Origin of the sequence: Pseudarthrobacter siccitolerans (assembly GCF_030823375.1) — a bacterium.
GTDB lineage: Bacteria > Actinomycetota > Actinomycetes > Actinomycetales > Micrococcaceae > Arthrobacter > Arthrobacter siccitolerans_A.
Genome location: NZ_JAUSXB010000001.1, coordinates 3,340,301 through 3,366,072 on the forward strand (window position 1 = coordinate 3,340,301; position 25,772 = coordinate 3,366,072).

23 protein-coding genes are annotated in these 25,772 nt (G+C 66.7%); 12 read left to right on the forward strand and 11 right to left on the reverse strand.

Annotation, left to right across the window (positions count from 1 at the left end):
• The gene (gene hutH / locus QFZ36_RS15565) at positions 1-1,593 is read left to right on the forward strand and encodes a histidine ammonia-lyase (protein ID WP_306637825.1); all 1,593 of its coding nucleotides are present in this window, start codon (positions 1-3) and stop codon (positions 1,591-1,593) included.
• Positions 1,594-1,756: 163 nt separating this feature from the next.
• Entirely contained in the window at positions 1,757-1,993 is a 237-nt protein-coding gene (locus tag QFZ36_RS15570) for a hypothetical protein (protein ID WP_306637826.1), read from the forward strand.
• Between the two features lie 92 nt (positions 1,994-2,085).
• Here the strand turns inward: QFZ36_RS15570 and QFZ36_RS15575 are convergent, their stop codons facing one another.
• A complete protein-coding gene (locus QFZ36_RS15575; RefSeq protein WP_306637827.1) occupies positions 2,086-2,346 on the reverse strand; it encodes a hypothetical protein in 261 nt (86 codons plus the stop codon).
• Between the two features lie 226 nt (positions 2,347-2,572).
• Between QFZ36_RS15575 and QFZ36_RS15580 the strand changes: the two genes are divergently transcribed.
• On the forward strand, positions 2,573-3,487 hold the full coding sequence (locus QFZ36_RS15580; RefSeq protein WP_306637828.1) for a fumarylacetoacetate hydrolase family protein: 915 nt from the start codon (positions 2,573-2,575) through the stop codon (positions 3,485-3,487).
• Here QFZ36_RS15580 and QFZ36_RS15585 read toward each other — a convergent pair.
• The 4 genes from QFZ36_RS15585 to QFZ36_RS15600 all read right to left on the reverse strand — a co-directional run bounded on the left by QFZ36_RS15585 (position 3,484) and on the right by QFZ36_RS15600 (position 7,009).
• Complete coding sequence (locus tag QFZ36_RS15585) at positions 3,484-3,876, reverse strand: universal stress protein (protein ID WP_306637829.1); 393 nt, start codon at positions 3,874-3,876, stop codon at positions 3,484-3,486. The genes QFZ36_RS15580 and QFZ36_RS15585 overlap by 4 nt on opposite strands.
• A gap of 78 nt (positions 3,877-3,954) precedes the next feature.
• Entirely contained in the window at positions 3,955-5,499 is a 1,545-nt protein-coding gene (locus tag QFZ36_RS15590) for a tripartite tricarboxylate transporter permease (RefSeq protein WP_306637830.1), read from the reverse strand.
• Positions 5,499-6,002: a tripartite tricarboxylate transporter TctB family protein gene (locus QFZ36_RS15595; protein WP_306637831.1), complete on the reverse strand. Its 504-nt coding sequence runs from the start codon at positions 6,000-6,002 to the stop codon at positions 5,499-5,501. Before QFZ36_RS15595 ends, QFZ36_RS15590 begins: the two co-directional genes overlap by 1 nt.
• On the reverse strand, positions 5,999-7,009 hold the full coding sequence (locus QFZ36_RS15600; RefSeq protein WP_306637832.1) for a Bug family tripartite tricarboxylate transporter substrate binding protein: 1,011 nt from the start codon (positions 7,007-7,009) through the stop codon (positions 5,999-6,001). Before QFZ36_RS15600 ends, QFZ36_RS15595 begins: the two co-directional genes overlap by 4 nt.
• Positions 7,010-7,308: 299 nt before the next feature.
• Here QFZ36_RS15600 and QFZ36_RS15605 point away from each other — a divergent pair, with 299 nt between their 5' ends.
• Both QFZ36_RS15605 and QFZ36_RS15610 read left to right on the forward strand, forming a co-directional pair.
• A complete protein-coding gene (locus tag QFZ36_RS15605) occupies positions 7,309-8,925 on the forward strand; it encodes a sensor histidine kinase (RefSeq protein ID WP_306639242.1) in 1,617 nt (538 codons plus the stop codon).
• The gene (locus QFZ36_RS15610) at positions 8,922-9,590 is read left to right on the forward strand and encodes a response regulator (protein WP_306637833.1); all 669 of its coding nucleotides are present in this window, start codon (positions 8,922-8,924) and stop codon (positions 9,588-9,590) included. The genes QFZ36_RS15605 and QFZ36_RS15610 overlap by 4 nt, the downstream gene beginning before the upstream one ends.
• 42 nt (positions 9,591-9,632) lie before the next feature.
• Here QFZ36_RS15610 and hutG read toward each other — a convergent pair whose 3' ends face one another.
• Complete coding sequence (gene hutG, locus QFZ36_RS15615) at positions 9,633-10,586, reverse strand: formimidoylglutamase (protein WP_306637834.1); 954 nt, start codon at positions 10,584-10,586, stop codon at positions 9,633-9,635.
• Positions 10,587-10,764: 178 nt separating this feature from the next.
• On the opposite strand from hutG, the gene QFZ36_RS15620 reads away from it, so the two are divergent.
• Complete coding sequence (locus QFZ36_RS15620) at positions 10,765-12,069, forward strand: cation:proton antiporter (RefSeq protein ID WP_306637835.1); 1,305 nt, start codon at positions 10,765-10,767, stop codon at positions 12,067-12,069.
• A gap of 6 nt (positions 12,070-12,075) precedes the next feature.
• Here QFZ36_RS15620 and QFZ36_RS15625 read toward each other — a convergent pair whose 3' ends face one another.
• Positions 12,076-13,518, reverse strand: a complete 1,443-nt coding sequence (locus QFZ36_RS15625) for an NCS2 family permease (RefSeq protein ID WP_306637836.1) — start codon at positions 13,516-13,518, stop codon at positions 12,076-12,078.
• Positions 13,519-13,631: 113 nt separating this feature from the next.
• Between QFZ36_RS15625 and QFZ36_RS15630 the strand changes: the two genes are divergently transcribed.
• Complete coding sequence (locus QFZ36_RS15630) at positions 13,632-14,255, forward strand: copper resistance CopC family protein (protein WP_306637837.1); 624 nt, start codon at positions 13,632-13,634, stop codon at positions 14,253-14,255.
• 6 nt (positions 14,256-14,261) lie between these two features.
• On the opposite strand, the gene QFZ36_RS15635 is transcribed toward QFZ36_RS15630, so the two are convergent.
• The gene (locus tag QFZ36_RS15635; protein WP_306639244.1) at positions 14,262-14,888 is read right to left on the reverse strand and encodes an FAD-dependent monooxygenase; all 627 of its coding nucleotides are present in this window, start codon (positions 14,886-14,888) and stop codon (positions 14,262-14,264) included.
• Positions 14,889-15,378: 490 nt separating this feature from the next.
• Here QFZ36_RS15635 and QFZ36_RS15640 point away from each other — a divergent pair, with 490 nt between their 5' ends.
• From QFZ36_RS15640 to QFZ36_RS15660, 5 genes are all read left to right on the forward strand, one after another.
• Positions 15,379-16,416 (forward strand): universal stress protein, encoded by a 1,038-nt coding sequence (locus QFZ36_RS15640; RefSeq protein ID WP_306637838.1) that lies wholly within the window; start codon positions 15,379-15,381, stop codon positions 16,414-16,416.
• A gap of 27 nt (positions 16,417-16,443) precedes the next feature.
• On the forward strand, positions 16,444-19,218 hold the full coding sequence (locus QFZ36_RS15645) for a PEP/pyruvate-binding domain-containing protein (protein ID WP_373427049.1): 2,775 nt from the start codon (positions 16,444-16,446) through the stop codon (positions 19,216-19,218).
• Between the two features lie 86 nt (positions 19,219-19,304).
• Complete coding sequence (locus tag QFZ36_RS15650; protein WP_306637839.1) at positions 19,305-20,621, forward strand: hypothetical protein; 1,317 nt, start codon at positions 19,305-19,307, stop codon at positions 20,619-20,621.
• Positions 20,618-21,679 carry an ABC transporter ATP-binding protein gene (locus QFZ36_RS15655; protein WP_306637840.1) on the forward strand — a complete coding sequence of 354 codons (1,062 nt, stop codon included), beginning with the start codon at positions 20,618-20,620 and terminating at the stop codon, positions 21,677-21,679. Before QFZ36_RS15650 ends, QFZ36_RS15655 begins: the two co-directional genes overlap by 4 nt.
• 40 nt (positions 21,680-21,719) lie before the next feature.
• Positions 21,720-22,553 carry an ABC transporter permease gene (locus QFZ36_RS15660; protein WP_306637841.1) on the forward strand — a complete coding sequence of 278 codons (834 nt, stop codon included), beginning with the start codon at positions 21,720-21,722 and terminating at the stop codon, positions 22,551-22,553.
• Between the two features lie 57 nt (positions 22,554-22,610).
• On the opposite strand, the gene QFZ36_RS15665 is transcribed toward QFZ36_RS15660, so the two are convergent.
• From QFZ36_RS15665 to QFZ36_RS15675, 3 genes are all read right to left on the reverse strand, one after another.
• Positions 22,611-24,098, reverse strand: a complete 1,488-nt coding sequence (locus tag QFZ36_RS15665) for a C40 family peptidase (RefSeq protein ID WP_306637842.1) — start codon at positions 24,096-24,098, stop codon at positions 22,611-22,613.
• 271 nt (positions 24,099-24,369) lie between these two features.
• On the reverse strand, positions 24,370-25,290 hold the full coding sequence (locus tag QFZ36_RS15670) for a cation diffusion facilitator family transporter (protein ID WP_306637843.1): 921 nt from the start codon (positions 25,288-25,290) through the stop codon (positions 24,370-24,372).
• A 10-nt stretch (positions 25,291-25,300) separates the two neighbouring features.
• Positions 25,301-25,765: a metallopeptidase family protein gene (locus tag QFZ36_RS15675; RefSeq protein WP_306637844.1), complete on the reverse strand. Its 465-nt coding sequence runs from the start codon at positions 25,763-25,765 to the stop codon at positions 25,301-25,303.
• Positions 25,766-25,772: the final 7 nt, after the last annotated feature.

Sequence of the window (25,772 nt, forward strand, 5' to 3'; positions counted from 1 at the left end):
ATGACAACCATTACCCACGAACCGCTGACCGTCACCCTCGGCTCCAGCGGCGTGACGCCCGAGGATGTCGTCGCCGTCGCCCGCCACAATGCCAAGGTGGCGCTCTCGGACGAAGCGCTCGAAACGGTGGCCAAGGTCCGTGCGCACATTGACGACCTCGCCTCCAGCGACGTGCCGGCCTACGGTATCTCCACCGGCTTCGGCGCCCTGGCCAACCGCCACATCCCCAATGAACTTCGCACCCAGCTCCAGAAGAGCCTGATCCGAAGCCACGCCGCCGGGATGGGCCCGGCGGTGGAACGCGAAGTGGTGCGATGCATCATGTTCCTGCGCGCCAAGACCCTCGCCTCCGGCCGCACCGGCGTCCGCCCCGTGGTCCTGCAGACCATGGTGGACGTCCTCAACGCCGGCATCACGCCCGTGGTCCGCGAGTTCGGTTCCCTGGGCTGCTCCGGGGACCTCGCGCCGCTGTCCCACTGTGCACTCGTCCTGATGGGTGAAGGCCAGGCGGAAGGCCCCGACGGCGAATTGGTTGGCGCCCCCGGCCAGCGCACCGTCGCCGAACTCCTCGCCGAACACGGCATCGAGCCCGTCACGCTCGCCGAAAAGGAGGGCCTGGCACTGGTCAACGGGACCGAGGGAATGCTGGGCATGCTCCTCATGGCCATCGCCGACCTTCGCCAGCTGCTCACGACGGCGGACATCACCGCCGCGCTCAGCGTCGAGGCCCTGTTGGGCACCGACCAGGTGTTCCTGCCCGGGCTGCACGCCGCGCTGCGTCCCCACCCCGGGCAGGCGGCAAGTGCCGACAACATGCTGCGCGTGCTGTCTGATTCGCCGATTGTGGCGTCGCACAAAGTGGGGGACTCGCGGGTGCAGGACGCCTACTCGCTCCGTTGTGCCCCGCAGGTGGCCGGTGCGGTCCGCGATACCGTGGATCACGCTGCCTTGGTAGCGTCCCGCGAGCTGGCCGCGGCCATCGACAACCCGGTGGTCCTGCCGGACGGGAGGGTGAGCTCGAACGGCAACTTCCATGGTGCCCCGGTGGCGTACGTCCTGGATTTCCTGGCCATCGCCGTCGCGGACCTCAGCTCGATCGCCGAGCGGCGGACGGACCGGATGCTGGACCCGGCCCGCTCCCATGGCCTTCCCGCGTTCCTCGCGGCTGACCCGGGAGTGGATTCCGGCCTGATGATCGCCCAGTACACGCAGGCAGGGCTGGTGTCCGACAACAAACGGCTGGCGGTTCCCGCGTCCGTTGACTCCATCCCCAGTTCGGCTATGCAGGAAGACCACGTCTCCATGGGCTGGCACGCGGCACGCAAGCTGCGCAAGGCTGTGGAGAACCTGCGCCGCGTACTGGCCGTCGAGCTGGTGACCTCTGCCCGGGCCTTGGACATCCGCACGCAGCTCTCCGGCGGAGTGCTGACACCGGGTCCGGCAGGGATGGCCGTCGTCGCTGCCCTCCGCGCCGTGGTGGATGGGCCGGGGACGGACCGGTTCCTCTCGCCGGAACTGGAAGCGGCGGACCAGTTCGTCGCGGCAGGTGGAGTGCGCCGCTCCGCCGAATCGGCCGTCGGTGCACTGGCGTAAAGAAGAAGAATCTTCGGAAAGAAAGCGCTAACCGTCCGCCTGGTGAAATTTCCGCCGACACGGTCATCAGGCGGGCGGGGAGTGTAGTAGAACTGAAGGTGTAGTAAAAGTCACATCAAAGAAGCTGTGGCGGAAGAACATATACAAAGGGGTAGAAGTTCACATGAAAGCACGTGGGGCAGTCTTATCGAGGCGCAATGCCCATTCCGCCGCTGTTTCTGACTGGAGGATTCTCCGGGCCGGGGAACGCGTGGAGATCATCAAGCAGGCGCACGTTGTAGCCACCGGGGAGGTGGAGGAAGTGTCCCAGAGCGGCAACGTTCTGTGGCTTGTGCCGGCTGGTCCGACTGAGAAACAGCTCTTTTTGAAGTCCGACGGCGTGCAGGTGCGACGCGGCTGACAGTTTTTGGCACGGCAAACAAAAGTTCCCCGTCCTGCGATGCAGGGCGGGGAACTTTTGTTGATGCGTGGAGAGGCGACCATCGCAAACTGTCAGGCGGCGATGGCCTCGTAGGTCTCGCCGAACGGCACTGATTCATCCAGGGCTACCGTGTAGCGTCCCGGACGGAGCCGGGTGACGAGGATGCCGCATGAGGCGTCCTTGGCGGCGGTCTCGATGAGCCCGGCGACTGCCTCTTCCAGACCGGCGTGCACTTCGCCTGCAGTGGAAAACTCCAGGTCGATGGTCCGGTCCGGCAGCTCTTCCGTAGAGTCGGAGGAGGCCGGAAGGCGTTCCATAGTGGCTGTAGGCATGTACTGAACTTTCTGTGTTTCGTCCCCCAGGGCCAACCCAGTCTACCGGTAGGTCCTCTAAATGTCAGATGACTGTCCTATGTAGCCCGCCTTAGCGGTCCGTCAACGGCCCGAAACCCTCGCTGCAGCCGGCAGTCACAATCGGCGCACTGGCGAACGCCCGCCCGCCTCCGACACCATAGTGCTAAGCCATCGTTAACCGGACTTCAGAGAGAAGGAATCCTGTATGAAGATCATGCGCCTCGGGGATATCGGCAAGGAACAGCCCGCCGTTCTGGCTTCATCCGCTAACGGAAACGAAGAGTACTTCAGCCTGCTGCCCCTGACAGGGGACGTTGACGGCGCTTTCCTCGCCGGCGGAGGGCTTGCGAAGGTGCGGGCCGCCCTCGACGCCGGCGCCCTGCCTGTCCTCGAGGGAGCAGCCGGCCTGCGCATCGGTGCTCCGGTGGCCCGGCCCGGAGCCGTGGTGGGGATTGGCATGAACTACGCCGCGCACGCGGCCGAGTCAGGCTCCGCGCCGCCGGAGATTCCTGTGGTGTTCCTCAAACCGGCGAACACCGTGACGGGGCCTTATGACCTCGCTCCCGTTCCGCCGCACTCCATGAAATACGACTGGGAGGTGGAACTGGGCGTTGTGATCGGTACAGAGGCAACGTACCTTCAGTCCGTTGAAGAGGCCAAGGACTGCATCGCCGGCTACGTCACCGCCAACGACTTCTCCGAGCGTGAATACCAGATTCCCGGCGCGGCCGGCCAATGGACCAAGGGCAAGTCCCTGCCCGGCTCGAGCCCCCTGGGCCCGTGGCTTGTTCCGGCAGAGGAGATCGACGGCGGCAACCTGGCCCTGCGCAGCTGGGTGAACGGCGAGCCGCGGCAGGACTCGTCCACCTCCGGGCTCATCTTCGACGCCGCCACCCTGGTGCACCACTGCAGCCAGTACATGCGCCTGGAGCCCGGTGATGTCATCATCACCGGGACTCCAGAGGGTGTTGCGCTCAGCGGCCGCTTCCCGTACCTGCAGCCGGGAGACGTCGTCGAGGTTGAAGTTGAAGGCCTGGGGCGCCAGCGCCAGGAACTGTACCGCGCATCAGGAGCAGCGCGTGCCGAGCAGGCGCCGCAGGCACAGCTTCAGTCCAGCTAACCGGCCTTCACTGCCAGGACCGGGCAGTCCGCCTCAAGCAGGATCCGCTGGGACACGCTGCCCATGATGAGCTTGCCCACGGGAGTCCGGCGCCGCAGCCCGATCACAATCAGTTCAGCGTTGTTCTCCTCCGCGGCATCCAGGACCTCGGCGGCGGCATCGTGGCCACGGACGGGCTGCTTGATGACGTGGTCGATGCCCTGCGTGGCCAGCCGGTCCTCGATGCTCTGGATGTCCGGCTCCTGGGCGTAGCGGTTGTCCACCAGCGCGTCGCCCTTGGACGAGTTGATGACCAACAGCGTGGAGTTGCTCTTCCTGGCTTCAGCGATGGCCTGCGTCAGGGCTGCTTCACCCTCGGGGGTCGGGACGTATCCCACCACGATGGTCATGGTTGTTCTCTTTTCTGTAGGTCTATTGCTTGGGATCGGTGCCAAGGGGTCTGTCCAGGAGGCGGTGTCCGGGACTGGTCAGCCAACATCCGTCGGTTCGGGAGCACCGGAATTTGCGGGAATCAGCGGGCTGCGCGCCGGGCGGTTCCGCCGGACCAGCTTGAAAAGCAGCGGCCACAGCAGGATGAGTCCCACGATGATGTAAATAACGACGGCGATCGGCTCGCTGAGCAGCCCTGCCGGGTCGCCGGCACTGAGCTGCAGCGTCTTCCGGAGCTGGCCTTCGATGCGCGGGCCGAGGATGACACCGAGGATCAGCGGCAGCACGGGCAGCCCGAACCGGCGCATCATGAACCCGAGTGCGCCGAGGACCAGCAGGATCACCAGGTCAAACGCCTGCAGGTTCACCGAGTAGGCGCCCAGCGTGGCGAAGAACAGGATGCCTGCGTACAGGTACGGGCGGGGGAGCTGAAGGAGCTTGGCCCACAGGGGTGCCAGCGGCAGGTTGATGATCAGGAGCAGGAAGTTGCCGATGAAGAGGCTGGCGATCAGTGCCCAGACCAGCGGTCCCTGGCTGGAGAAGAGCTGCGGACCGGGCTGGATGCCGTAGGAGGTGAAAGCCGCCAGCATCACCGCGGCGGTGGCGTTGGTGGGCAGGCCGAGGGCCAGCATCGGGGTCAGCGTGCCGGCGGCTGCGGCGTTGTTGGCTGCTTCCGGACCGGCAACACCCTCAATCGCGCCCTTGCCGAATTCTTCCGGGTGCTTGCTGAGGCGCTTTTCCGTGACATAGGACAGGAACGTGGGAATCTCGGCGCCACCTGCCGGCAGGGCGCCGAACGGGAACCCGAACAACGTTCCGCGGAGCCACGGTTTCCATGAGCGTGCCCAGTCCTTCTTGCCCATCCAGGGCTGGCCCACGGGAATGGCGTGCAGGGGAGTGCGGCGCAGGTGCGCGGCAACCCAGAGGGCTTCGCCGACGGCGAAGATGGCAACGGCCACCACTACGATGTCCAGGCCGTCCGCCAGGAGCGGCTGGCCGAAGGTCAGGCGGCGCTGGCCGGTGACGGAGTCGATGCCCACCAGGCCGATGGCGAGGCCGAGCGCCAGCGAGGCAAACCCGCGGAGCCGGGACGAACCCAGGACGGCGGTGACGGCCAGCAGCGCCAGGACCATGATGGCGAAGTAGCTGGGGGCGCCCAGGCTGACGGCGAACTGGACCACGATCGGTGCGCAGACTGCCAGCAGGGCGGTGCCGATGGTGCCGGCAACGAACGAGCCGATGGCCGCCGTCGCAAGCGCCTGTGCCGCCCGGCCGGCCTTGGCCATTTTGTTGCCCTCGATCGCCGTCACCACCGACGATGATTCGCCCGGTGTATTCAGCAGGATGGAGGTGGTGGAGCCGCCGTACATGCCGCCGTAGTAGATTCCGGCGAACATGATGAAAGCGCTGGTGGGTTCGAGGGCATAGGTGACCGGCAGCAGCAGGGCTACCGTCATGGCCGGGCCCAGGCCCGGAAGGACGCCGACGGCGGTGCCCAGGAGTACACCGATCACGGCGTAGAGGAAATTCATGGGGGTGAGGGCGGTGGCGAACCCGTCCATCAGTGAGGACCAGACGTCCATCAGAGGATTCCTTCCAGGAGTCCGGCGGGCAGTGCAATGCCGAGGCCAAGGTAGAAGCCGTAGAAGGTCAGCAGGGACATAGCCACGGAGATCAGCCCGTCACGGATGTAGTGCCTGCTCCCAAGGGCAAGGACGCAGCCCCAGAACAGGACGGTGCCGGAAATAACCCAGCCGGCCCAGTCGATGAGCAGGATATTGAGGATAAACGCGCCGGCAAGGGGCAGGACGGTCTTCCAGTCTGCCGGATGGGTGAGGTCCACGTCTTCGCCGCCTTCAGCCTCGCCCTGGCCGCCGCGCATGACGTTGATGGCCAACAGGACGGCGGTTACCAGCAGCAGGCCGGCAACGACGTAGGGAACCGTTTTAGGCCCGACCGGATCGGATTGGGAGTACGGGGTTACCAGGCGGTTGGCGTCCACGAAGACCAGGACGCCGGCCGCGCCGAGCAGGAGGGCAACCCCCAGCTCGGCGCGGCCTTTAAGGCCTGAGGTCAGGGAGCTCACGCCAACCCAAGCTTGGTGAGCACGTCCGCCACCCGCTTGTCCTGGTCGGCGAGGAAGGACTTGAACTCGTCGCCGGTGATGAAGGCGTCAGTCCAGCCGCGCGTCTTCAGTGTTTCCTTCCAGCCCTCGGTTCCGTGCATCTTCTCAAGGGCGGCGATCAGGGATGCCTTGTCCGCGTCGCTGATGCCGGGAGGGGCCACCATGCCGCGCCAGTTGGTGAATACCAGATCAATGTTGGATTCCTTCAGCGTGGGGGCGTCCACGCCTTCAAGGCGCTTGTCGCCGCTGGTCGCCAGGACCCGCACTTCGCCGGACTTGATCTGCTGCAGGAACTCGCCTGCGCCGGAGGCGGCAAAGCCGAGCTTGTTGCCGAGGATTGCGGGGAGCAGGTCGCCGCCGCCGTCGTAGGCGACGTAGTTGACCTTGGTGGCGTCGATGCCTACTGCGCCAGCGAGCTGCATTGGGAGCAGGTGGTCAGGGCCGCCGGGGGAGGAGCCGCCGCCCACGGAGATGGAACCGGGGTTGGCCTTCCAGGCCGTCACCAGGTCATCGATGGTCTTGTAGGGGGAGTCCTTGCCGACCATGATGGCGCCGGGTTCCTCGATGAGCCGGGCCAGCGGAGTGGTTTCGGTGAGCTTCGACTCGGACTTGTTGGTGTAGCTCGCTCCCACCACGCCGAGGCCCATCAGCATGGCGAGGTCCCCGTTGCCCTTTTCGTTGACCACGCGGGCCAGGCCAACGGTGCCGCCGGCGCCGGCGAGATTGAAGACCTCGGTGTTGCTGGAGATCTTCTCGTCATCGAGGACCTTCGCTGCTGCGCGGGCGGTAGTGTCATAGCCGCCGCCCGGGGTGTTGGGGACCATGATCTGCAGCCCGGTGATGGGTCCGGCGGCAGCGCCGGAGCTTTCCGAACCGGTGGAGCTCTTTCCGGTGGCACCGCAGCCGGTGGCCATCAGGGCGATGCCGGCAGCGACGGCGGCAATACGCAATGCGCGGATCTGGCGCATGGTGTTCCTTCTCTCATGAAAAATGATCAGCAAGACTGACTTGGTGATTCGATGCTAGGTTGCGCCGTGATGCCGGTCACTCTTGTGTACGCAGAGAAAGTTAAGTTCATTGCGTTCACGTTTCGCAGACCCAACCGCCGCTGTTCGCCCCGGGGTTGAAAAGCCTGCAGGCCCTGGCTCCGGCGCTGGCTGCGGTATAGTTCCCCTACCTCCGCGGCGCGGCCGAAAATGCCCGCGCCTGGCCGGAGATACGTGCTGAACCACCCAAAGGACCAACCACAGTGACTCGACGAAGAGGGATGTCCCTCGCGGGGCAATACCTCGTGCTGCAGTTGCTGATTGTGTTGGCGGTCCTGGTGGCCGTGGTGGCCATCTCCCTGGCCCAGTCCGCCGCTACGTTCGAGCGGGTCGAGGGCCGGCGTGCGCTCTCTGCTGCCGAGGCACTGGGCAACAACCCGGCGGTCCGTGAGCTGCTGCCAACCGCCGAGCCCCGCAACGGGGCGGCACTGCCCGCCGTGGCGGAGGCCGTGCGGACGTTGTCCGGATCCTCCCAAGTGGCGTTGGCGAAACAGGACCGTACCGTGGTGGCCTCCTCAGACCCCGGGTTGCTGGGCGAGAAGCTGGACATTGGGTCGAGCCGGGTCATGGAGGGCCGCGCCTGGACCGGTGTAGTGGCGGAAAGCAATGCGGCGGTCCTGTCCGCGCACGTTCCGGTGCTGGATGACGCCGGAAAGATGATCGGCATCGCCTCCATCAGCCGGAACTATCCCACCACCCTGGAGCGCTTGGGGGATGCAGTTCCCAATCTGCTCACCTATCTGGGTGTGGCCAGTGTCCTGGGCGTGGCCGGTTCCCTGCTGCTGTCCCGGCGCGTCAAACGCCAGACCCTCGGCATGGAGCCGAGTGAGATTACCGGCCTCGTGGAAAACCGGGAAGCCATGCTGTATGGGCTGAAGGAAGGGGTGGTGGCACTCGACCCGAACGAGCGCATCACGGTGGCCAATGACAGTGCCCGCGAACTGTTGGGCCTGCCGGCAGACTGCGTCGGCAAGAAAGTTGCATCGCTTCGCGTGGACCCGGCACTTAAGACAGTCCTCACGCGCAACCAGCCGGACCCCGACCAGCTGGTGCTGGTGGGGGAGCGGCTGGTGGTGCTGAACCGGGTGCCCATCCGGTCCCGCGGCCGTGAAATAGGCTCCGTAACCACGTTGCGCGACAGGACCGAGATGTCCTCGCTCGAGCGTGAGCTGGGCGCCACCCGCACCGCCACGGATACGCTCCGCGCGCAAGCCCACGAGTTCGCCAACCAGCTCCACGTGATCTCGGGCCTGATCCAGATCGGCGAATATGATTCCGTGGTGCAGTTCGTCAACGGCGCCACCCTGGACCGGACCAGGCTCAACGATGAAGTCACCAGCCGGATCCAGGACCCCGCCCTCGCCGCGTTGCTGATTGCCAAATCCAGCCTCGCCACTGAGCGCGGCGTGGCCCTGCAGCTGGATCCCGAATCCGCCTTGCCGCCGGTCAGCGATGCTTTGTCCCGCGACCTCACCACCGTAGTGGGGAACCTCGTGGACAACGCGTTCGACGCCGTGGCAGGACTTCCGGACGCCGCTGTCCGCGTGCTCGTGGAGGACGTGAGGAATCCGCGCACCGGGGCTGATCAGGTCACTGTCACCGTCCGTGATACCGGTCCGGGCGTCCCGGACGAGGCGGTGGAGGAGATTTTCCGCCAAGGGTTCACCACCAAGGAAGCGGAGCCTGCGGAGGGGCGCGGCTTCGGACTGGCCCTGTCCCGTGTGGTCTGCCGGAGATCCGGAGGCGACCTCACCGTGGCCAATGACAACGGAGCAGTTTTCACGGCACGTTTCACCAGAGGTACAACGCAGCCCAAAGGAGGTGCAACGAAGCCATGATCAAGGTGCTGATCGTTGACGACGACTTTATGGTGGCCAAGGTGCACGCCGGCTTCATCCAGCGCACGCCGGGCTTCACCGTGGCGGGAGTGGCCCACACCGGTGCGCAGGCCGTGGTTGAAACCGGGCGGCTGCAGCCGGACCTGGTGCTGCTGGACATCCACCTTCCGGACATCAACGGGCTGGACCTCATGCAGAAGCTGCGGGATGTTGCCCCGGAACTGGACGTGCTGGTGATCAGCGCTGCGCGCGAGGTGGAAACCGTGCGGAAAGCGCTGCGGGGCGGGATTGTGCATTACCTGATCAAGCCGTTTTCCCAGTCGGACCTGCAGGAGCGCCTGGAGCATTACCGCAGCGCGTACCAGGGCCTGGACTCAGCCAAGGATGTGGCGGAGCAGTCGGACGTCAACCGGGTGTTCGGCCTGGACCGGACGGAGCGGCCGCTGCCCAAGGGCTGCAGCATCGAGACGCTGAAGCTGGTGGAAGCCGCCCTCAACGCGGCTGAGGGTGACGTGTCCGCGGCCGAGGTGGCCGAGCGGCTGGGCACGTCCCGGGTCAGCGCCCGCCGCTATCTGGAGTACCTGCACGACGAAGGAACGCTGGCGGTGCGGCTCAAATACGGGGTGGGGCGTCCGGAACGGCGCTACGTTTTGAAGGGTCAGTAAGCCTGCCACTCATCCCGGCGGCCCCTAAGGGAGGGAGCAGGCTCAGCGCAGCAGCGTATTGATCAGCCGTGCGGCAACCTTCGCTGTCCTGCCATCAATATCGAATGCGGGGTTCAGTTCCGCGACGTCAAGGTGCAGCAGCTTCCCGGACCGGGCCACCTGCCGGCACACGGCACTGATGACCGGAAGCGGCACGCCGTACGCCGCAGGTGCGCTGACGCCCGGCGCCACCGCTGCAGGCAGCACATCCAGGTCGATCGTCAGGTAGAGGACGTCGATGTCCGCAAGGAACCCGGCCACGAACCCCCGCACCCGCTCCTCGCCGCAGTCCTCATCCAGCAGGTACCGCACGCCCAGCTTCTGCGCTGTGTGGAACAGGGCGCGGGTGTTGTTGGGTTCGGAGATTCCGACGACGGCGTAGCGGAAGTCGCGTCCGGCGGCCGCTTCCGCGCGGGCCATCTGGAGGAACGGTGTCCCGGAGCTGGGTACGGGCTCGTCGCGCAGGTCGAAGTGGGCGTCGAGGTTCAGCACGCCCAGCCGCCGGCCGGCCTGCACAGCGGCGGATCCGGCCACGCCGGAATAGCTGGCATAAGCGGTTTCGTGGCCGCCGCCCAGCACCACGGTGAGCCGCCCGGCGTCGAGCATTGCCGATACTGCCCGGCCGGCGCGTTCCTGGCCTGCCTCCAGGCCGGTGCCGGCAACCACCACATCACCGGCGTCTGTTATGGCGCGGTCCAGGTGGAATGCCAGCGGTCCCAGGGCGGCGCGCAGGGCAGCCGGTGCGGCAGCAGCGCCCGTGCGGCCCTTGTTCCGGCGCACCCCCTCGTCGCTGCAAAAGCCCAGCAGCGCGGCAGGTTTCGTTTCCGGGTCAGCTGCCCCTCCGGCGTCGTACGCTTCCACTGCCTGCCACCAGCGGAGGTGCTCCGCGCCGTCGCCATCGAAGCGGCCGGTCCAGGGCTGGGGCGGGACGTCGACGGCAGGCAGGAAGGCAGGCATGGATCAAGCTCACCGCATGCCGGGGGCGAAAACCAGCAACGCCGCCCCCGTGCTGTCTGGAATTCAAGAACCTGCCCGGGGAAACGGGAGGGGTTAGGGTGGAACAACCCCTTTCGGGATCCAGTGCCAACTTGCCGCGCCAGCAGGGCGCAACCGACCCAGGCCGGAGAACAGTATCGTGTTTGAAGCCCCCAGCATCCTGTTTGCCGCTGCCGGACTTGCCGTGTTCATCGCCGCGGTGCTCCCCAAATTGCTGCGCGATGTGCCGTTCTCCATGCCTATGGTGTTCCTCGGGGCGGGCATGGCGGCGTTCGCCCTGATTCCCACGCTTCCGGATCCGGACCCGCTGGTCCACAGCGACTTTGTCCTGCACCTCTCGGAAGTCTGCGTGATCATATCCCTGATGGGCGCGGGGCTGGCCCTGGACCGGCCGGTGGGGCGCCGGCTCTGGTCCACCACCTGGCGGCTGCTGGGAATCGCGATGCCGCTGTGCATCATTGGCCTGACCCTGTTGGGGTTGTGGTTCCTGGGCCTGGGCCTGGGTGCCGCCCTGCTGGTGGCGTCCAGCCTGGCGCCCACGGACCCGGTTCTTGCCTCCGAGGTCCAGGTGGGCGAGCCCGCGGACGACGACGGCGGCACCAACAAGGAGGACGAGGTCCGTTTCGGCCTCACCTCCGAGGCCGGACTCAACGATGGACTGGCCTTCCCGTTCGTCTACCTTGCCATCGCCATCAGCATCGCCGGATCATCCCCGTCCGCCTGGTTTCCTGAATGGTTCGGCGTGGATGTGCTGTGGCGGCTCGCCGTCGGGCTGCTGCTGGGCTTCCTGACTGGGAAGGTCCTGGCCAGGCTCTTCTTCTCCGCCCGGGCCGAAAGCCTGCGGCTGTCCAACCACTCCGAGGGCTTTGTGGCGCTCGCCGCCACCTTCCTGGCCTACGGCGTCACCGAAATGATCGAGGGTTACGGGTTCATCGCAGTGTTTGTCTGCGCTGTGACCATCCGTACCGCCGAGCGGACCCACGGCTACCACCGGGTGCTGCACTCCTACGTGGAGCAGCTGGAACGCCTCCTCACCGTGGTGATCCTGGTCCTGCTGGGCGGCGCCATCGGCCGGGGACTGCTGGCGGGGATCGGCTGGGCCGAGGTGCTGGTGGCGCTAGCGTTCCTGCTGGTGGTGCGGCCCATGGCAGGGTGGCTGGGACTGCTGGGCGGCAAGACCGGCCCGCGGGAAAGGATTGCCCTCTCCTTCTTCGGGATCCGCGGAATCGGCTCGCTGTACTACCTCGCCTATGCGCTGGGCAAGGGCCGGTTTGCCGACCAGGCGGAGTGGTTGTGGGCTTTTGTGGGGCTGGTGGTGGCGCTCTCGATCGTGATCCATGGCGCCACCACCACGCCGCTGATGAACCGGCTGGACAGGCTCCGCCTGAAAAAGGCCCGGGCCGTGTCCGGAGATGAGGGCCTGGCCCCCAACACGCCGGTGTGAGCGGGCCTACATGCCCAGGGCCGCCTCGATGGAACCAATCGCGAAGAACAGCAGGAACGCCGCGGCCACTGCCCACATCAGCGGATGGATGTCCTTGACCCGTCCCTGGACAGTCCGGATCAGGACGTACGAGATGAACCCGGCGCCGAGCCCGTTGGCGATGGAGTAGGTGAACGGCATCAGCGTGAAGGTGAGGAAGGCCGGGATGGCGATGCCCCAGTCCTGCCAGTCGATCTTGCCCACCTGGGACACCATCATGAAGCCCACCACCACGAGGGCCGGGGCCACGGCCTCGAACGGGACCAGGTTGATCAGTGGCGTGAAGAACATGGCCACCAGGAACAGCAGGCCCGTGACGATCGAGGCAATACCCGTGCGGGCGCCTTCGCCAATCCCGGCGCCGGCTTCAACGTAGATCTGGTTGGAGGACACGGAGGCGCCGCCGCCGACGATCGCCCCGAGGGCGTCCACCTGGAGGACCCGGTCGACGTCGGGAATGTTGCCGTGCTCGTCCACCGTGCCGGCTTCGTTCGCCAGGCCCACCATGGTGCCCATGGCATCGAAAAAGATGCTCAGCAGGATGACGAAGGCCAGCAGGGTGGCGGCTACGAAGCCAAGGTGCCCGAAGGCTCCGAACGGGTTGGCCTTGCCGATCAGGGAAAGGTCCGGTGCTGCCCAATCTGAGAAGGCAGGCGCCACCAGTGACCAGCCCTGCGGGTTGAAGGGCTTGCCTGGCTGGACGCTGGGGCCGATATGCAGCGTGAATTCCAGGATCACGGAGATGACAGTGGAGGTGATGATGCCAATCAGGATGGCACCCTTGACCTTGCGCACCACCAGGGCGATGGTCAGGATCAGGCCGAACACAAATACCGCCGTGGGCCAGCCAAGCAGCTTGCCCTCAAAGCCGAGACCAACCGGGACGGTAGTGCCGGCCACGTCCGGGATGCGGCGGACAAATCCGGCGTTGACCAGTCCAATCAGGGCGATGAACAGCCCGATTCCTACCACGATCGCCGTTTTGAGCCCGTCCGGTACCGCCCTGAAAACGGCGGTGCGGAAACCGGTAAGGACCAGGATCAGCATGGTGACGCCGGAAAGGACCACCAGGCCCATCATGTCCGGCCACGTCAGCCCGGGGTTCGTGGCCACGGTGACGGCCACGAAGGCATTGACGCCCAGTCCTGTGGCCAGTGCGAAGGGATGCCTGCCCCAGGCTCCCATCAGGATGGTGAGGATTCCGGCCACGAAGGCGGTGACGGCGGCCACCGCGGGAAAACCGAGCGTGGTGCCGCTGGAGTCCGGGCCGGAAAGGATCAGGGGGTTCAGGACCACGATGTAGCTCATCGCGAAGAAGGTGGCGAAGCCGCCGCGGATCTCGCGGGAGTAGTTGGAGCCGCGCTCGGTGATCATGAAATACCGGTCCAGGGCAGAGCCTTGCTTAAGCATTAGTCCTCCGGGGGAGTCTGTGGGGATACCTGAATCCTATGGGGGCTCCGGTCGGATGCCCGCCAATTTCGCCTAGTCTGTTAGGAAGCCAACACCAAGGGAGCAGTCCAAGCATGGGATCCATCCGCCGCCGTTTACTGAGCCTTGTGCTCGGGTCCTTCGTTTGTGCCGCCGCGGTCCTGGGACTGGCCGGTCCCGCAGCCGCGCACGACGCCGCCGAATCCAGCAGCCCCGCCGAAGGGGCTTCGGTACCCGTTCCGCCGGAGAAGGTGTCGGTGACCTTCAGCAACAACCCGCTGGGGATCGGCTCGTCCTTTTCCATCAAGGATGCCTCTGGCGCAGAGTGGGCGGACGGGACTGTGGAGATCGTGGACAACGTGGCCAGCCAGAAGCTCAAGGCCGGCGCGCCGGCCGGGCAATTCACCGTTGCCTGGCGGGTGGTCAGCTCTGACTCGCACCCTATTGAGGGGACCTTCAGGTTCACGGCCGCTGCGGTTGCCGGTGGGGCTGCTCCGGCAACCAGTTCGACGGCGGGGGCAACAGCTCCCGCCATCGGCACCGCTCCCGCCATCGGAACCGCCCAGCCGGGACAAACAGCGGCACCGGATTCCGCCGGCTCCGGCGAGCCGTTCCAGTGGAGCATCTTCATCTTCGCCGCGGCCGCGGTGGGATTGCTTGCCATCCTCGCCATCGGTGCCCGCCGCAGGCTCACGGCGGGCACCGACGACGAGCGCTGAGTGGCGCTAGCAGGGCAGGATCGCCAGGCTTCCAGTGAACGGGGACGGAGCGCCGTCCGGGTGAACCTTGGCGGAAATGGCGTGGCCCACCGTTTTGGCCTGGCGCAGAACTTCCTTGGGCGAAGGGGTTATCAGTTCGCCTACGCCCACCAGGTAGATGCCGATGGCGCGCATGGCAGCGGCAAGGTTGCGGCCCACCGCGATCCCGAAGTCGCTGATCATCCGCCGCAACTGGCTGTGCGCACAGCGGGTCAGGACAATGTGGTTGGCAATCAGGACGCCGGTGGGGGTATGCACCTCCCACTGCGGAACAGCAGTCCCCCCGGCCCGGCCCTCCACCATGGTCAGTTGGACAGCGCGGGTGGTGTTCCGGACATCCACAGCGTGGCTGGCGGCATAGTTGCGGAGGTGGCGCAGTATCTCGTTGCGTTCACGGAGGGTGGCAGGATCCGCTGCGTCGCAGCGCTGGAGGGATGCTGTGTTGGCCGGCTGGGCCGCACCCAGGATGTCCAGTCCGTCCACCACTATCGAATCAACCCCGCGGCGGCACAGTTCGGCGGCCACGGCGAGGCCGGAAAGGCCCGTGCCAATGATCACAGTGGTGGTCTGCTCGGTCCCGGCATTCCCAGGCATGCTTGACACTACAGTTTCCCTCCTTCGAAGATTCGGCAGGTGCAGGCGTCGTCGCCCACGCGCGTCCCGTTACCCCCAAAGTCCGGCCGCAGTTTATGGCCGGGCAGCACTTACTCGAATGTCTTGGCGTCCCGGACCAACAATGTCCTGAAGACTACAGAACAATTCAGGTGGTGGATAGCCCAATCCCGAAACATTCCCCTGCGGGTGAACACGCTTTCCACGGTGCCGCCGAAAGGCGGGGACTGGTCCTGCCGCAGGGCCTGGGCCGGTGACGTCGAAGGCCTCCGGCCAGTACGTCTGCAGGCCTGTGGATAACCTGCGCTTTCCGGCCCTGAACAGGCTTGCTATGGAACGGTGGACGGAGAATAGTGAGAACTGGAAGCGGGCCTTCCTGCGCAGCGGCTGCTGCGGAACGGGTGCACGGGGAAAGGTCCGGTTTCTGGCAGAATAGCCGCAACATACGGCAGTATCGCAAGGAGGCGGCCCCATGGGCGCACAAGAGTTGCATCCGGACCCGGCGCGGGACAGCGGTGGCGCTCCTGCCGCTCCCGACGGGATTGTTGTTGGCGTGGACGGATCGGACCATGGCCAGTGCGCTTTGGTCTGGGCGGCCCGGGAGGCCCGCCGCCGCCGGCGCCCCCTGCACATAGTGACCGCCTATTCCGTGCCCATCTTCGCCGCCTCGGGACTGGACGGCGGATACGCCACGGTGGACGATTCGGTGATCCGCGAGGGCGCGGAAGCCGTGGTCAAGCAGGCGTTGGAGAAGGTTTCCGCGTACGACATCGACGTCAGCGCCTCCGTGGAGAACGGGGATGCATCGGGTGTGTTGCTGGAGATGTCCCGGACGGCGGAACTCCTGGTCTTCGGCACCAGGGGCAGGGGCGGCTTTGTGGGCAGGCTGCTGGGTTCTGTGAGCAGCGCGCTGCCGGCGCATGCGAAATGCCCTACAGTCACGGTGCCCCTGGTGTGTTCGGACCGCCTTGGCGAAACGACGGCGGACAGGCGCATCAGGGCCGAGCAGGCCAAGGCCGGGCACCAGCGCGTGGACAATGTGGTGGTGGTGGGCGTTGACGGCTCGGAGCAGGCCCGTGTTGCAGTGCTTGAAGCGGCGGACCAGGCCCAGCGGCTGCGCGCCTCGCTCCGCGTGGTGTGCGCCGTGCCGCAATACAGCGGGTCATTGGCCTGGGTCCCCGCCCCGATGGACCGGAAGGCGCTCTTCGCCGACATCCAGGTGACCCTGGACGCCGGCATGGCCTGGCTGAGGAGCCACTACCCCAACCTTTCGGCGGAATGCGAACTGCTGGACGGCTCTCCGGTGGATGTGCTGGTGGACGCCAGCCGCCATGTTGAGCTGGTGGTGGTGGGTACCCGCGGCCGCGGCGGCTTCACGGGCATGCTCCTGGGTTCCACGTCGGATGGCATCCTCCATCATGCGAAGGGCCCTGTGATGGTGGTTCCGGACCGTGAGGATCCCCGGCTGGCCGACCGGGCACGTTTTGGGCCCATCCTCGGCGCAGCCTGATCCGGTCCTGCCACACGGAGCGCCGCCATGGCTGCCTACTATTCAGGAGAGGCGGGGCAGCAGCCCCGCCAACCGGGCGGGGAAAGCGGCCATGCCCTGGTGGTCCGCCTCAGCCATCTCGACCGCAGCATGCTTCCGCTGGTGGGCGGCAAGGCAGCCAATCTTGGTGAACTGATAACAGCGGGGCTGCCCGTGCCCGACGGGTTCTGCCTGACCACGGAGGCGTACAAGGAGGCCACCGCCACGGTCCATGACGGAGTCCTCCGGCAGCTCGGTGACCTTCAAAAAGCACTGCAGGGGAAAGCAAGCCAGGCCTCGGAACTTGCCGCGATGGCTGGCCGGGCACGTGAAGCAATCCGCGGCGCACCGGTGCCGCCCAACATCACCGAGGCCGTGGAACAGGCCTACTTGGCGTTGGGGCAGGAGACCCCGGTAGCGGTCCGGTCCTCGGCTACGGCCGAGGACCTGCCCTTCGCCAGCTTCGCCGGCCAGCAGGACACCTACCTGAATATCATCGGAACCGATGCCGTCCTTGAGGCAGTCCGGAACTGCTGGGCGTCCCTCTGGACAGACCGGGCAGTGGCCTACCGCGCCGCCCTGGGGATCGCGCCCCGCGAAGTAGCCATCGCCGTCGTGATTCAACGGATGGTTGACGCCGCAGCAGCCGGGGTGATGTTCACCGCCAACCCACTGACGGGAAGGCGGCGGGAAGCCGTCATCGATGCCGCTCCGGGACTGGGTGAAGCCGTGGTCTCCGGGGCGGTCAATCCGGATCACTTCGTAGTGGACACGGCAACAAAGCGCGTCCTTGAGCGGAAGCTGGGCGATAAGCGCGTGGCCATTCGGACCAGGCCCGGCGGTGGAACGGAAACCCACAGCGTGCAGGGCGGGGCAGACGCCTCCAGCCTTAGCGACGGACAGGCGCTGGAGCTCGCAGCCCTGGGCTTGCAGGCCGAGCGGCACTTCGGAGCGCCGCAGGACACGGAGTGGGCCGTCGACACCACCGGTGCGCTATGGCTGACGCAGTCCCGGCCCATCACCACCCTGTACCCGGTCCCCGAAAGCCGTTCGGCCGCCGGTGGGGGAACCAGGGTGTACTTGTGCTTCAGCCTTGCCCAAGGGCTGACCCGTCCCCTCACTCCCATGGGGCTGGCGTCACTGCGGCTCATTGGCTCCTCCGTGGCCAGGGCCGCAGGGTTTGCAGTCCCTGATCCCCGCCGTGGTCCTTCACCGTATGCCGAGGCTGCCCAGCGCGCCTACGTCGACGTCACTACACCGGTCCGGAGTACCGCTGGCCGCCGCATCCTGCCGCGCGTGTTCGATGTGATGGAGGCCCGGTCCGCCACGGTGCTGCGCCAGGTTTTCGAGGACCCGCGGTTTTCGGTGACCCGGAGGACCCCGTTTGGACTCTTGCGCCATGTCCTGCCGGCCGCGGTACATGCACGGGTCCCGGAAACGGTGCTCCGCGGGCTTTTAATGCCCAAGGCGGCGCTCCGCCGTGTTGACCGTTTCACCCGCCAGTTCGCCGGCCACCTGGAACTGGACGCAGGAGCGGGTCCCCTGGAACGTCTGGACCACGCCGAGCAGCTGCTGGGAAGCCAGCTTTTTACGATCGTTCCGGCAATCCTGCCCCTGCCTGCGCTGGGATTCGCGGCGCTCTGGGCCGCCGGGAAGCTGCTGGGCGGCGCCGGCCGCGGGGAGGAACTGCAGAAGGTTCTCCGCGGCCTGCCGCAGAATGTGACCACCGAAATGGACCTCGAGCTCTGGCGCCTGGCTTCGGCCATGAAGGACGACCGCGAAGCGCGCGAGGCCCTGAAGACGCGGGAACCGTCCCGGCTTGCGGCGGACTTCCGCGGCGGAAGCCTTCCCCCCGTACTGCACGCAGGCCTGGCCCGGTTCCTCGCCCGGTATGGTCACCGTGCCGTGGCCGAGATCGACGTGGGGATGCCGAGGTGGTCAGATGATCCCACATACATCCTCGGTGTCCTGGCCAACTACCTCCGCCTGACAGATCCGGACATGGCCCCGGACGCCCAGTTCAGCCGGGCAGCAGCGGAAGCGGAAGCAGCAGTGGATCGGCTTGCAGCCGAGGCACGCACGCGCGGCAGGTTGCGGGGCCTGCTTGTTCGCGCGGCCCTGGAACGTACCAGGTTGTTCGCCGGCTTGCGGGAACTGCCCAAGTACCAGCTGGTCCTGGGACTTGCGGAAGTACGGAAGCAACTGGCCCTTGTGGGAGCCGGACTGGCGGCCGACGGCCGGCTCGACAGCGGGGAGGACGTCTTCTTCCTCGAATTTGATGAGCTCCGGCAGGCACTGAGCCGCAGCAACGCGGCTGGGACCGGCCAGCACCGCAACCTGCGCGAACTCGTGGGGGAGCGGCGCGCCGCATATTCCAGCGAATTGGGCAGGCGGCACATTCCCAGGGTCCTGCTCTCCGATGGCACCGAGCCCGAAGTGCTGTACGCCGCCCGCGCCGGAACGGCCGGCGGAGCGCTGAGCGGCAGCCCGGCCTCAGCCGGGTCCGTTACAGCTCCGGCCCGGGTCATCCTGGACCCCGTCGGGGCGCATCTTGAACCCGGGGAGATCCTGGTGGCGCCCTCCACCGACCCCGGCTGGACCCCGCTGTTCCTGACCGCCGGGGGCCTGGTGATGGAGATGGGCGGACCCAACTCGCACGGTGCCGTGGTGGCCAGGGAGTATGGCATCCCAGCCGTAGTGGGAGTTCCCGAGGCCACAATCCGGCTCACCACCGGGCAGAAAATAACGGTCGACGGCGGTGCGGGAACCGTGGTGCCCACGTAGACCTTGGGGACGGCCCGGGCGGGTGTAGGGAGCGATCCTGAGGCGTACCCTTGGACTATGGGCTCCAAGGACGGAGACGACCGGCAATGAACCAGACCATCAACCACCGGACAAACCACGGGACCAGCCACCGGCTCAGGGACCGCGGCGTGAAGCGCGTCATGGGCCGCCCTTGGTTGCGCTGGGTCCCCGCGGTGGCCGTACCATCAATGATCGCCGCCGGGCTGCTGGCGGGAACCATACCCGCACGGGCCGGCGATCCCCTGCCCGCCAAAACCCCGGCAGAAGTCATTGCCCTGCTCGCTGCGCATAAGCCGCACACGTTTTCAGGCACCCTCGAACAGACCTCGGAGCTGGGGCTGCCGGAGCTGCCGGCAACACCCCCCACGTCCGGTCCCGCATCAGCCGACGCCGTGGCGTCACTCATGGAGTTCCTTAGCGGCGGGCACACGGCGCGGGTATTTGTGGACGGCATAACCAAGGCCCGGATCCAAGTGGTGGACCGGCTCGCGGAACGGGACATCATCCGCCACGGCAACGACGTCTGGTTCTACTCGTCCAAGGACAACTCAACCGCGCACCTGACCCTGCCGGACCACGCGCGTGACCTGCCGTTGACGGACCCGTCCCAGACCGACCCGTCCCAGACCGACCCTTCCCAAACCGACCCGGCCAGGCCGGCCCCGGACGCGAACGGAACTCCCCCTGCCGACGGGCCCCGGACCGACATGCGGGTTCCGCACACGCCGGAGGAGCTGGCGGAGAAGTTCCTGGCGGCAGCGGACAGCAGCACTGCCGTGACTGTGGGTGCTGACGTTGAAACAGCCGGCCGCCGTGCCTACAACCTGCTGCTTGAACCCCGTACTGACGGCACATTGGTGGACAAAGTAGCCGTTGCCGTCGACGCGGAGAACGGCATGCCGCTCTCCGTGAAGGTCACTGCACGCGGCGCTGCCGAGCCGGCCTTCAGTGCCGGATTCACCAGCCTTTCACTGGAAGCGCCGGACGCGGCCCTATTCAACTTCACCCCGCCAACCGGCAGCACCGTGAAGGAACTGCAGTTCCACCACCGCGCTGGCACTCCCGGTTCAGCATCTCCCGAATCCCCGGGAACGTATATAACTCCGGACCTCCTGGCAAAGAGCGCCCAGGACAAGGCCGGGCGCCACCTGTCCGGCTCCGGCTGGGAAACGGTAGTGGAAGTCCCGGCGGAAAGCGGCGCCGGCTCGAACCTCAGTGCTCTGCTCACCCGCAGTCCGCTGCTGGCCCAGGCCGCTGTCGCCGTTCCTGGCGGCCGCCTCATTTCCACCGCACTGTTCAATGTCCTGCTCACCGACGACGGCCGGATCTTCGCGGGCATGGTTCCGCCGGAGAGGCTGCAAGCCGCATCCGCGGCTCCGTGACCGGGGCCGCGAGGGGCCCCTCCTGGACGTACGGGCTGACCATCGAGACGCAGGGGCTGACCAAGCGGTTCGGGCAGCAGCTGGCCGTGGACAGCCTTGACCTCGCGGTGCCCCAAGGAGCCGTCTTTGGCTTCCTGGGCCCCAACGGCTCGGGCAAGACCACCACCATCAGGATGCTGCTGGGCCTGGCCGCGGCCTCCGCAGGAACTGTCAGGCTGCTCGGAATGGAAATGCCGGGCCGGTTCCAGGAAGTCCTTCCGCATGTGGGGGCGCTGGTGGAGGGCCCGGCCTTCTATCCGTTCCTCTCTGGAACCGCGAACCTCCACCGCCTCGACGCCGCCACCCGGCATGCGGCGCCCGCCACCCGTTCGTCACGGGTGAACCAGGCCCTAGAAAGGGTGGGGCTCGGGCACGCCGCAGGCAAACGGGTCCACGCGTACTCCCTGGGCATGAAGCAGCGGCTGGGTATCGCTAACGCCCTGCTCTCGCCCCGCGAACTGCTGGTCCTCGACGAGCCCACCAACGGACTGGACCCGCAAGGCACCCGGGAAGTCCGGAACCTGGTCCGGTCCCTCGCGGCAGACGGAACCACCGTTTTTGTGTCCAGCCATCTGCTGGCCGAAGTGGAACAGATCTGCACCCATGCGGCCGTGATGAGTGCGGGCCGGCTGGTGGCCCAGGGGCCGCTGCAGGAACTGCGTCGGAGCGGAAGTACCCGCATCCGCCTCCTGACGCCTGACGCCGTGGCAGCGATGGCAGTACTCGCCCGGCTGGGGCTGGTGCCGGAGGAAGCAGCAGCGCAGCCGGACGGCCAGATGGTCACGGCGGCACTGGATATAGCCCATGGAAACACAGCCTCTGGAAGCACCGAGGCTGGAAACACGGCCCCTGGAAACACGGCCCCTGGAAGCACGGCCCATCGAAGCATCGCCCCTGAGGATATTGTGGCGGGCCTCGTGCAGGCTGGTGTCCGGGTCAGGGGATTCGCCGTGGAACGGGAAAGCCTTGAGGACAGGTTCGTTGCCTTGACGGGGGAGGGGTTCGACGTTGCCCAGTAGCGCACATTCACAGAGCACCCGACTAACCCGCGCGCCGGCGATGTCCGCACGGCAGCGCGGAGCGGGCCTTTCCCTCCTGCGCTCGGAACTCCGGCTGCTGATGGTGCGCCGCCGCACCTGGGCGCTGCTGCTGGCGCTCGCCGCCATCCCGGTGCTGATTGCCGTGGCCGTAAGGATCTCGTCGGCGGTTCCGGCCGGGCGCGGGCCGGCATTCCTGGACCGCATCACCCAGAACGGCCTGTTCGTCGCCTTTACCGCCATGCTGGTGTCCGTTCCCTTGTTCCTGCCGCTCACGGTGGGCGTGGTGGCAGGGGACACCATCGCTGGTGAAGCCAACCTCGGAACGCTCAGATACCTGCTGGTTGCCCCGACAGGCCGGGTACGGCTGCTCCTGGTGAAGTACGCGGCAGCGCTGGCATTCTGCCTGGCCGCGCCTTTCACGGTTGGACTGGCCGGCGCCGCAATCGGGGCGGCACTTTTCCCGGTCGGCCCGGTGACGCTGCTGTCCGGGGACCTGATCGAGCCTCCGGAGGCTGCGCTGCGCATCCTGCTGATCGCCGCGTACCTGGCTGTTTCCCTGGCCGGACTTTCCGCGGTGGGGCTGTTCCTGTCCACGCTCACGGTGGTCCCCGTGGGGGCCATGGCTGCCACTGTGGTGGTTTCCGTGGTGTCCCAGGTCCTTGACCAGTTGCCGCAGCTGGAGTGGCTGCATCCGTGGCTCTTCAGCCACTACTGGCTGGGCTTTGGTGACCTGCTCCGCCAGCCCGTGCTCTGGGACTCCTTTGTGGACAACGCCTGGCTCCAGGCGGGCTATGTTGCCGTCTTCGGTGCGCTCGCCTACGGACGGTTTGTCACCAAGGACATCTTGAGCTGATGTCCACCCGATTTGAGGCAGAGCCTCATTGGGGAGAGGGTGCTATGGCAGGCAGGGTCAGTAGCGGGCAGCGTATGAATAGAGCTCCATGCCTGCCATGGCGCTCAGCGGGGTCACTGCGATACCCTCCTGCGGGTTGAGCGCCTGCACCACCTGGCCGTTGCCGAGGTAAATGGCAACGTGGTAGAAGTTCGACGGCGATCCCCACACCAGCAGGTCACCCCGCCGTGCCTGTGAGATGGGAACGTGGACCGGAGCGGCAGCGTACTGCTGGGCGGCGGTGCGCGGAAGGTACTTTCCCGCCGCTGCGAAGGCTGTCTGTACCAGCCCGGAACAGTCGAATCCGTAGGGCCCGGCACCTCCGTATTGGTAGTAGTAAGGAGCGCCCACCTTGCTGAGGGCCACCGAGATGGCGGCCTCGTAGGTCCCGCTCCCGGTCGAGGGGGCAGGAGCAGGCGTCGGAGCCGGCGCCGGAGCGGGTGCCGGTGCCGGCGCGGGGGCTGGCGCCGCAGGTGCAGGTGCAGGAGCAGGTGCCGGCGCGGGGGCGGGTGCAGGTGCCGGGGCGGGTGCAGGTGCCGGCGCGGGGGCGGGTGCAGGTGCCGGCGCGGGTCCAGCGGGGGCCGGGGCCGGAAGGGGTGCAGGTGGGGCCTGTGCGGGAGCAGCAGCGGCCGGCGCTGGAGCGGCAGGAAGATCACCCGGGGCAGCTGCCTGTTCCCGGGAAGCGCGCTCCGCTGCGGCTGCGAAGGCGGCCGCCAGCCGGGCTTCCTCGCGTTGCCGGTCCAGCGCATCCACGCGCGCGGATTCGAGTGCCACCGTGGTGTTCCGGAGCTCGGCCAACTGGTCCACCAGGAGGCTGCGCTGAGCCTTGGCGTCCGCCACGACTTTGGCCTGGGCAGCCTTGGCCTCCTCCGCCCGGGTCTTGCGGGCTTCGGCCGTGCGTGCCGCGTCGTCGGCCGCCCTGGTGGCGTCCTTTGCAGCTGCGGTCAGCGACGTTGATGCCTGGGCGGCGGCATCGGCGGCCTCAAAGGTGCGGCTCCGGCTGGCAGAAATCGCCTGGAGGGTGGCGGCCTGCTGCAGGGTTTCACCGTCGCCGCTTACGAAGGTGCCCAGGGAGGGGTTCAGCCCGCCGTTGCGGTAGAGGTCGCTGGCAAGCTGTCCCACCTGTTTCCGGGTTTTGTCCTGCTGCTCCCGGGCAGTTGCAGCCTTCGCCGACGCAACTGCCACGGCGGATGAACGCTGCTCCAGCTCCACCAATGCCTCGCTGTAGGCGTTGTTGGCTTGCATTGCTGCAGCGAATGCCGTCTGCTGGGCGCTTGCGGCGGCGTCCAAAATCCGCTCGATTTTAGCCACCTGGTCCGCTGTGGCTGCCTCGCTGGCTTTCGCTGCGGCGATGTCCTCCGGTGAAGGTACTTCGGGAGCGGCAGGAACGGCAATGTGCGGTGCGAGCGGTGCGGCATCAGCACCTGCCGGAGTTGCCAGCGCTGCACTCAGAACGACGGCGGCAGCCAGCACGGCAGCCTTGCGCCCGGATCCAGTCAAAACCATCGGCGGAAACCTCGAAACGGTAGGGCCGGGAGGTCCTGACCGCGGCAGGGCGATGCCCCTGGCCTGCTCCCCAGCAGTCCGAGGCTACGCGACTCTGCTGCACTTTGGCAACAACAGTCACGTCAGTAACAGTAACCACAAGACATTGTCGGAGTTGGATGCCGAGCGGCGTGTCGCAAGATGGGTGCCCCTGGATCTGGAAAAGGCGCTTGCTGAAAGGCTCCAATCCTGCCCGGATCCAAGGAATCCGGGAATGATAGGAACGGCCCGGTCAGGCGTGCTGGTGCGCTTCGTGTTCGGAGTGGGTGGCCGGTTCCAGCTGGAAGGTGCAGTGGTCAGTATCAAAGTGGGAGCCCAGGCAGGTGACCAGTTTGTCCAGCAACTGGTCCGCGCCCCGTGCGGTCAGCACGCCGTCCTCCACCACCACATGTGCTGAAAAGACCGGGACGCCGGACGTGATGGTCCAGATGTGGATATCGTGCACGTCCGAGACGCCCTCGACGGACAGGATGTGTTCCCGGATCATCTGCACTTCCACGCCCTTGGGGCTGGCTTCCAGCAGTACATCCACAACATCACGCAGCAGGCTCCAGGCTCGGGGCAGTATCAGCAGGGCGATCAGCACCGAGGCAATCGTATCCGCGGCCTGGAACCCGGTGACCATGATGACCACGGCAGCGGCAATAACGGCGAAGGAGCCCAGCAAGTCGCCCAGAACTTCAAGGTAGGCGCCGCGGACATTGAGGCTCTCTTTGTGCCCGCCCCGGAGGATCAGCAGTGACACCAGGTTCGCGGCGGCACCCAGGATGGCGGCGTACAGCATGATGTCCGTCTGGACCTCGGGCGCCGCCCCGATCCGGCGGATGGCTTCGCTAAAAATGACCACTGAGATCACGATCAGGATCAAGGCGTTGGCCAGCGCGGCGAGCACTTCGGCGCGCTGGTACCCGTAGGTCCGCTGGTCGCTTGCCGGTTGGCCGGCAATCCAGGCGGCCAACAGCGCAATGGTCACCCCGGCCGCATCCGAGAGCATGTGCCCGGCATCAGCGAGCAGGGACAGCGATCCCGAGAGGGCGGCACCCGCCACCTGGACCAGGACCACGGCCAGTGTGATGGCCAGGACGGCCACCAGCCTGTTGCGGTGCCGGCCCGTTGCGGTAACCCCATGGGTGTGGCTGTGGTTGTGTCCCATGCCTACAAGGCTAGTCCCAGCCGAGCTCGTGCAGCCGCTCATCGTCTATCCCGAAGTGGTGGGCAATTTCGTGGACCACAGTGACCGCCACCTCGTGGATAACGTCCTCGCGCGACCCGCAGATTTCCAGGATGGGTTCACGGAATATGGTGATGCGGTCCGGCAGCGAGCCGGCGTCCCACCACGAGTCCCGTTCCGTCAGCGGCACCCCCTCATAGAGTCCCAGCAGGACCGTGTCCGGGTCCTCCCCGGGCCGGGGCGCATAGTCGTCGTCAATGAACACCGCCACGTTGTCCATGGCCTGGGCCAGCTTTTCGGGGATGCTGTCCAGCGCGTCCTGGACAGCAGTCTCAAACTCATCCGCGGACATCCTGAACGCCTGGGACGGGGCGAAGTGGACGGGCCCGGTGGCATGCAGGGGCTCGCTGGGGCCTTCGGGAATAGTGGGCAGGCCCGGCGGCAGGCTGGCTGGCATACTCCGA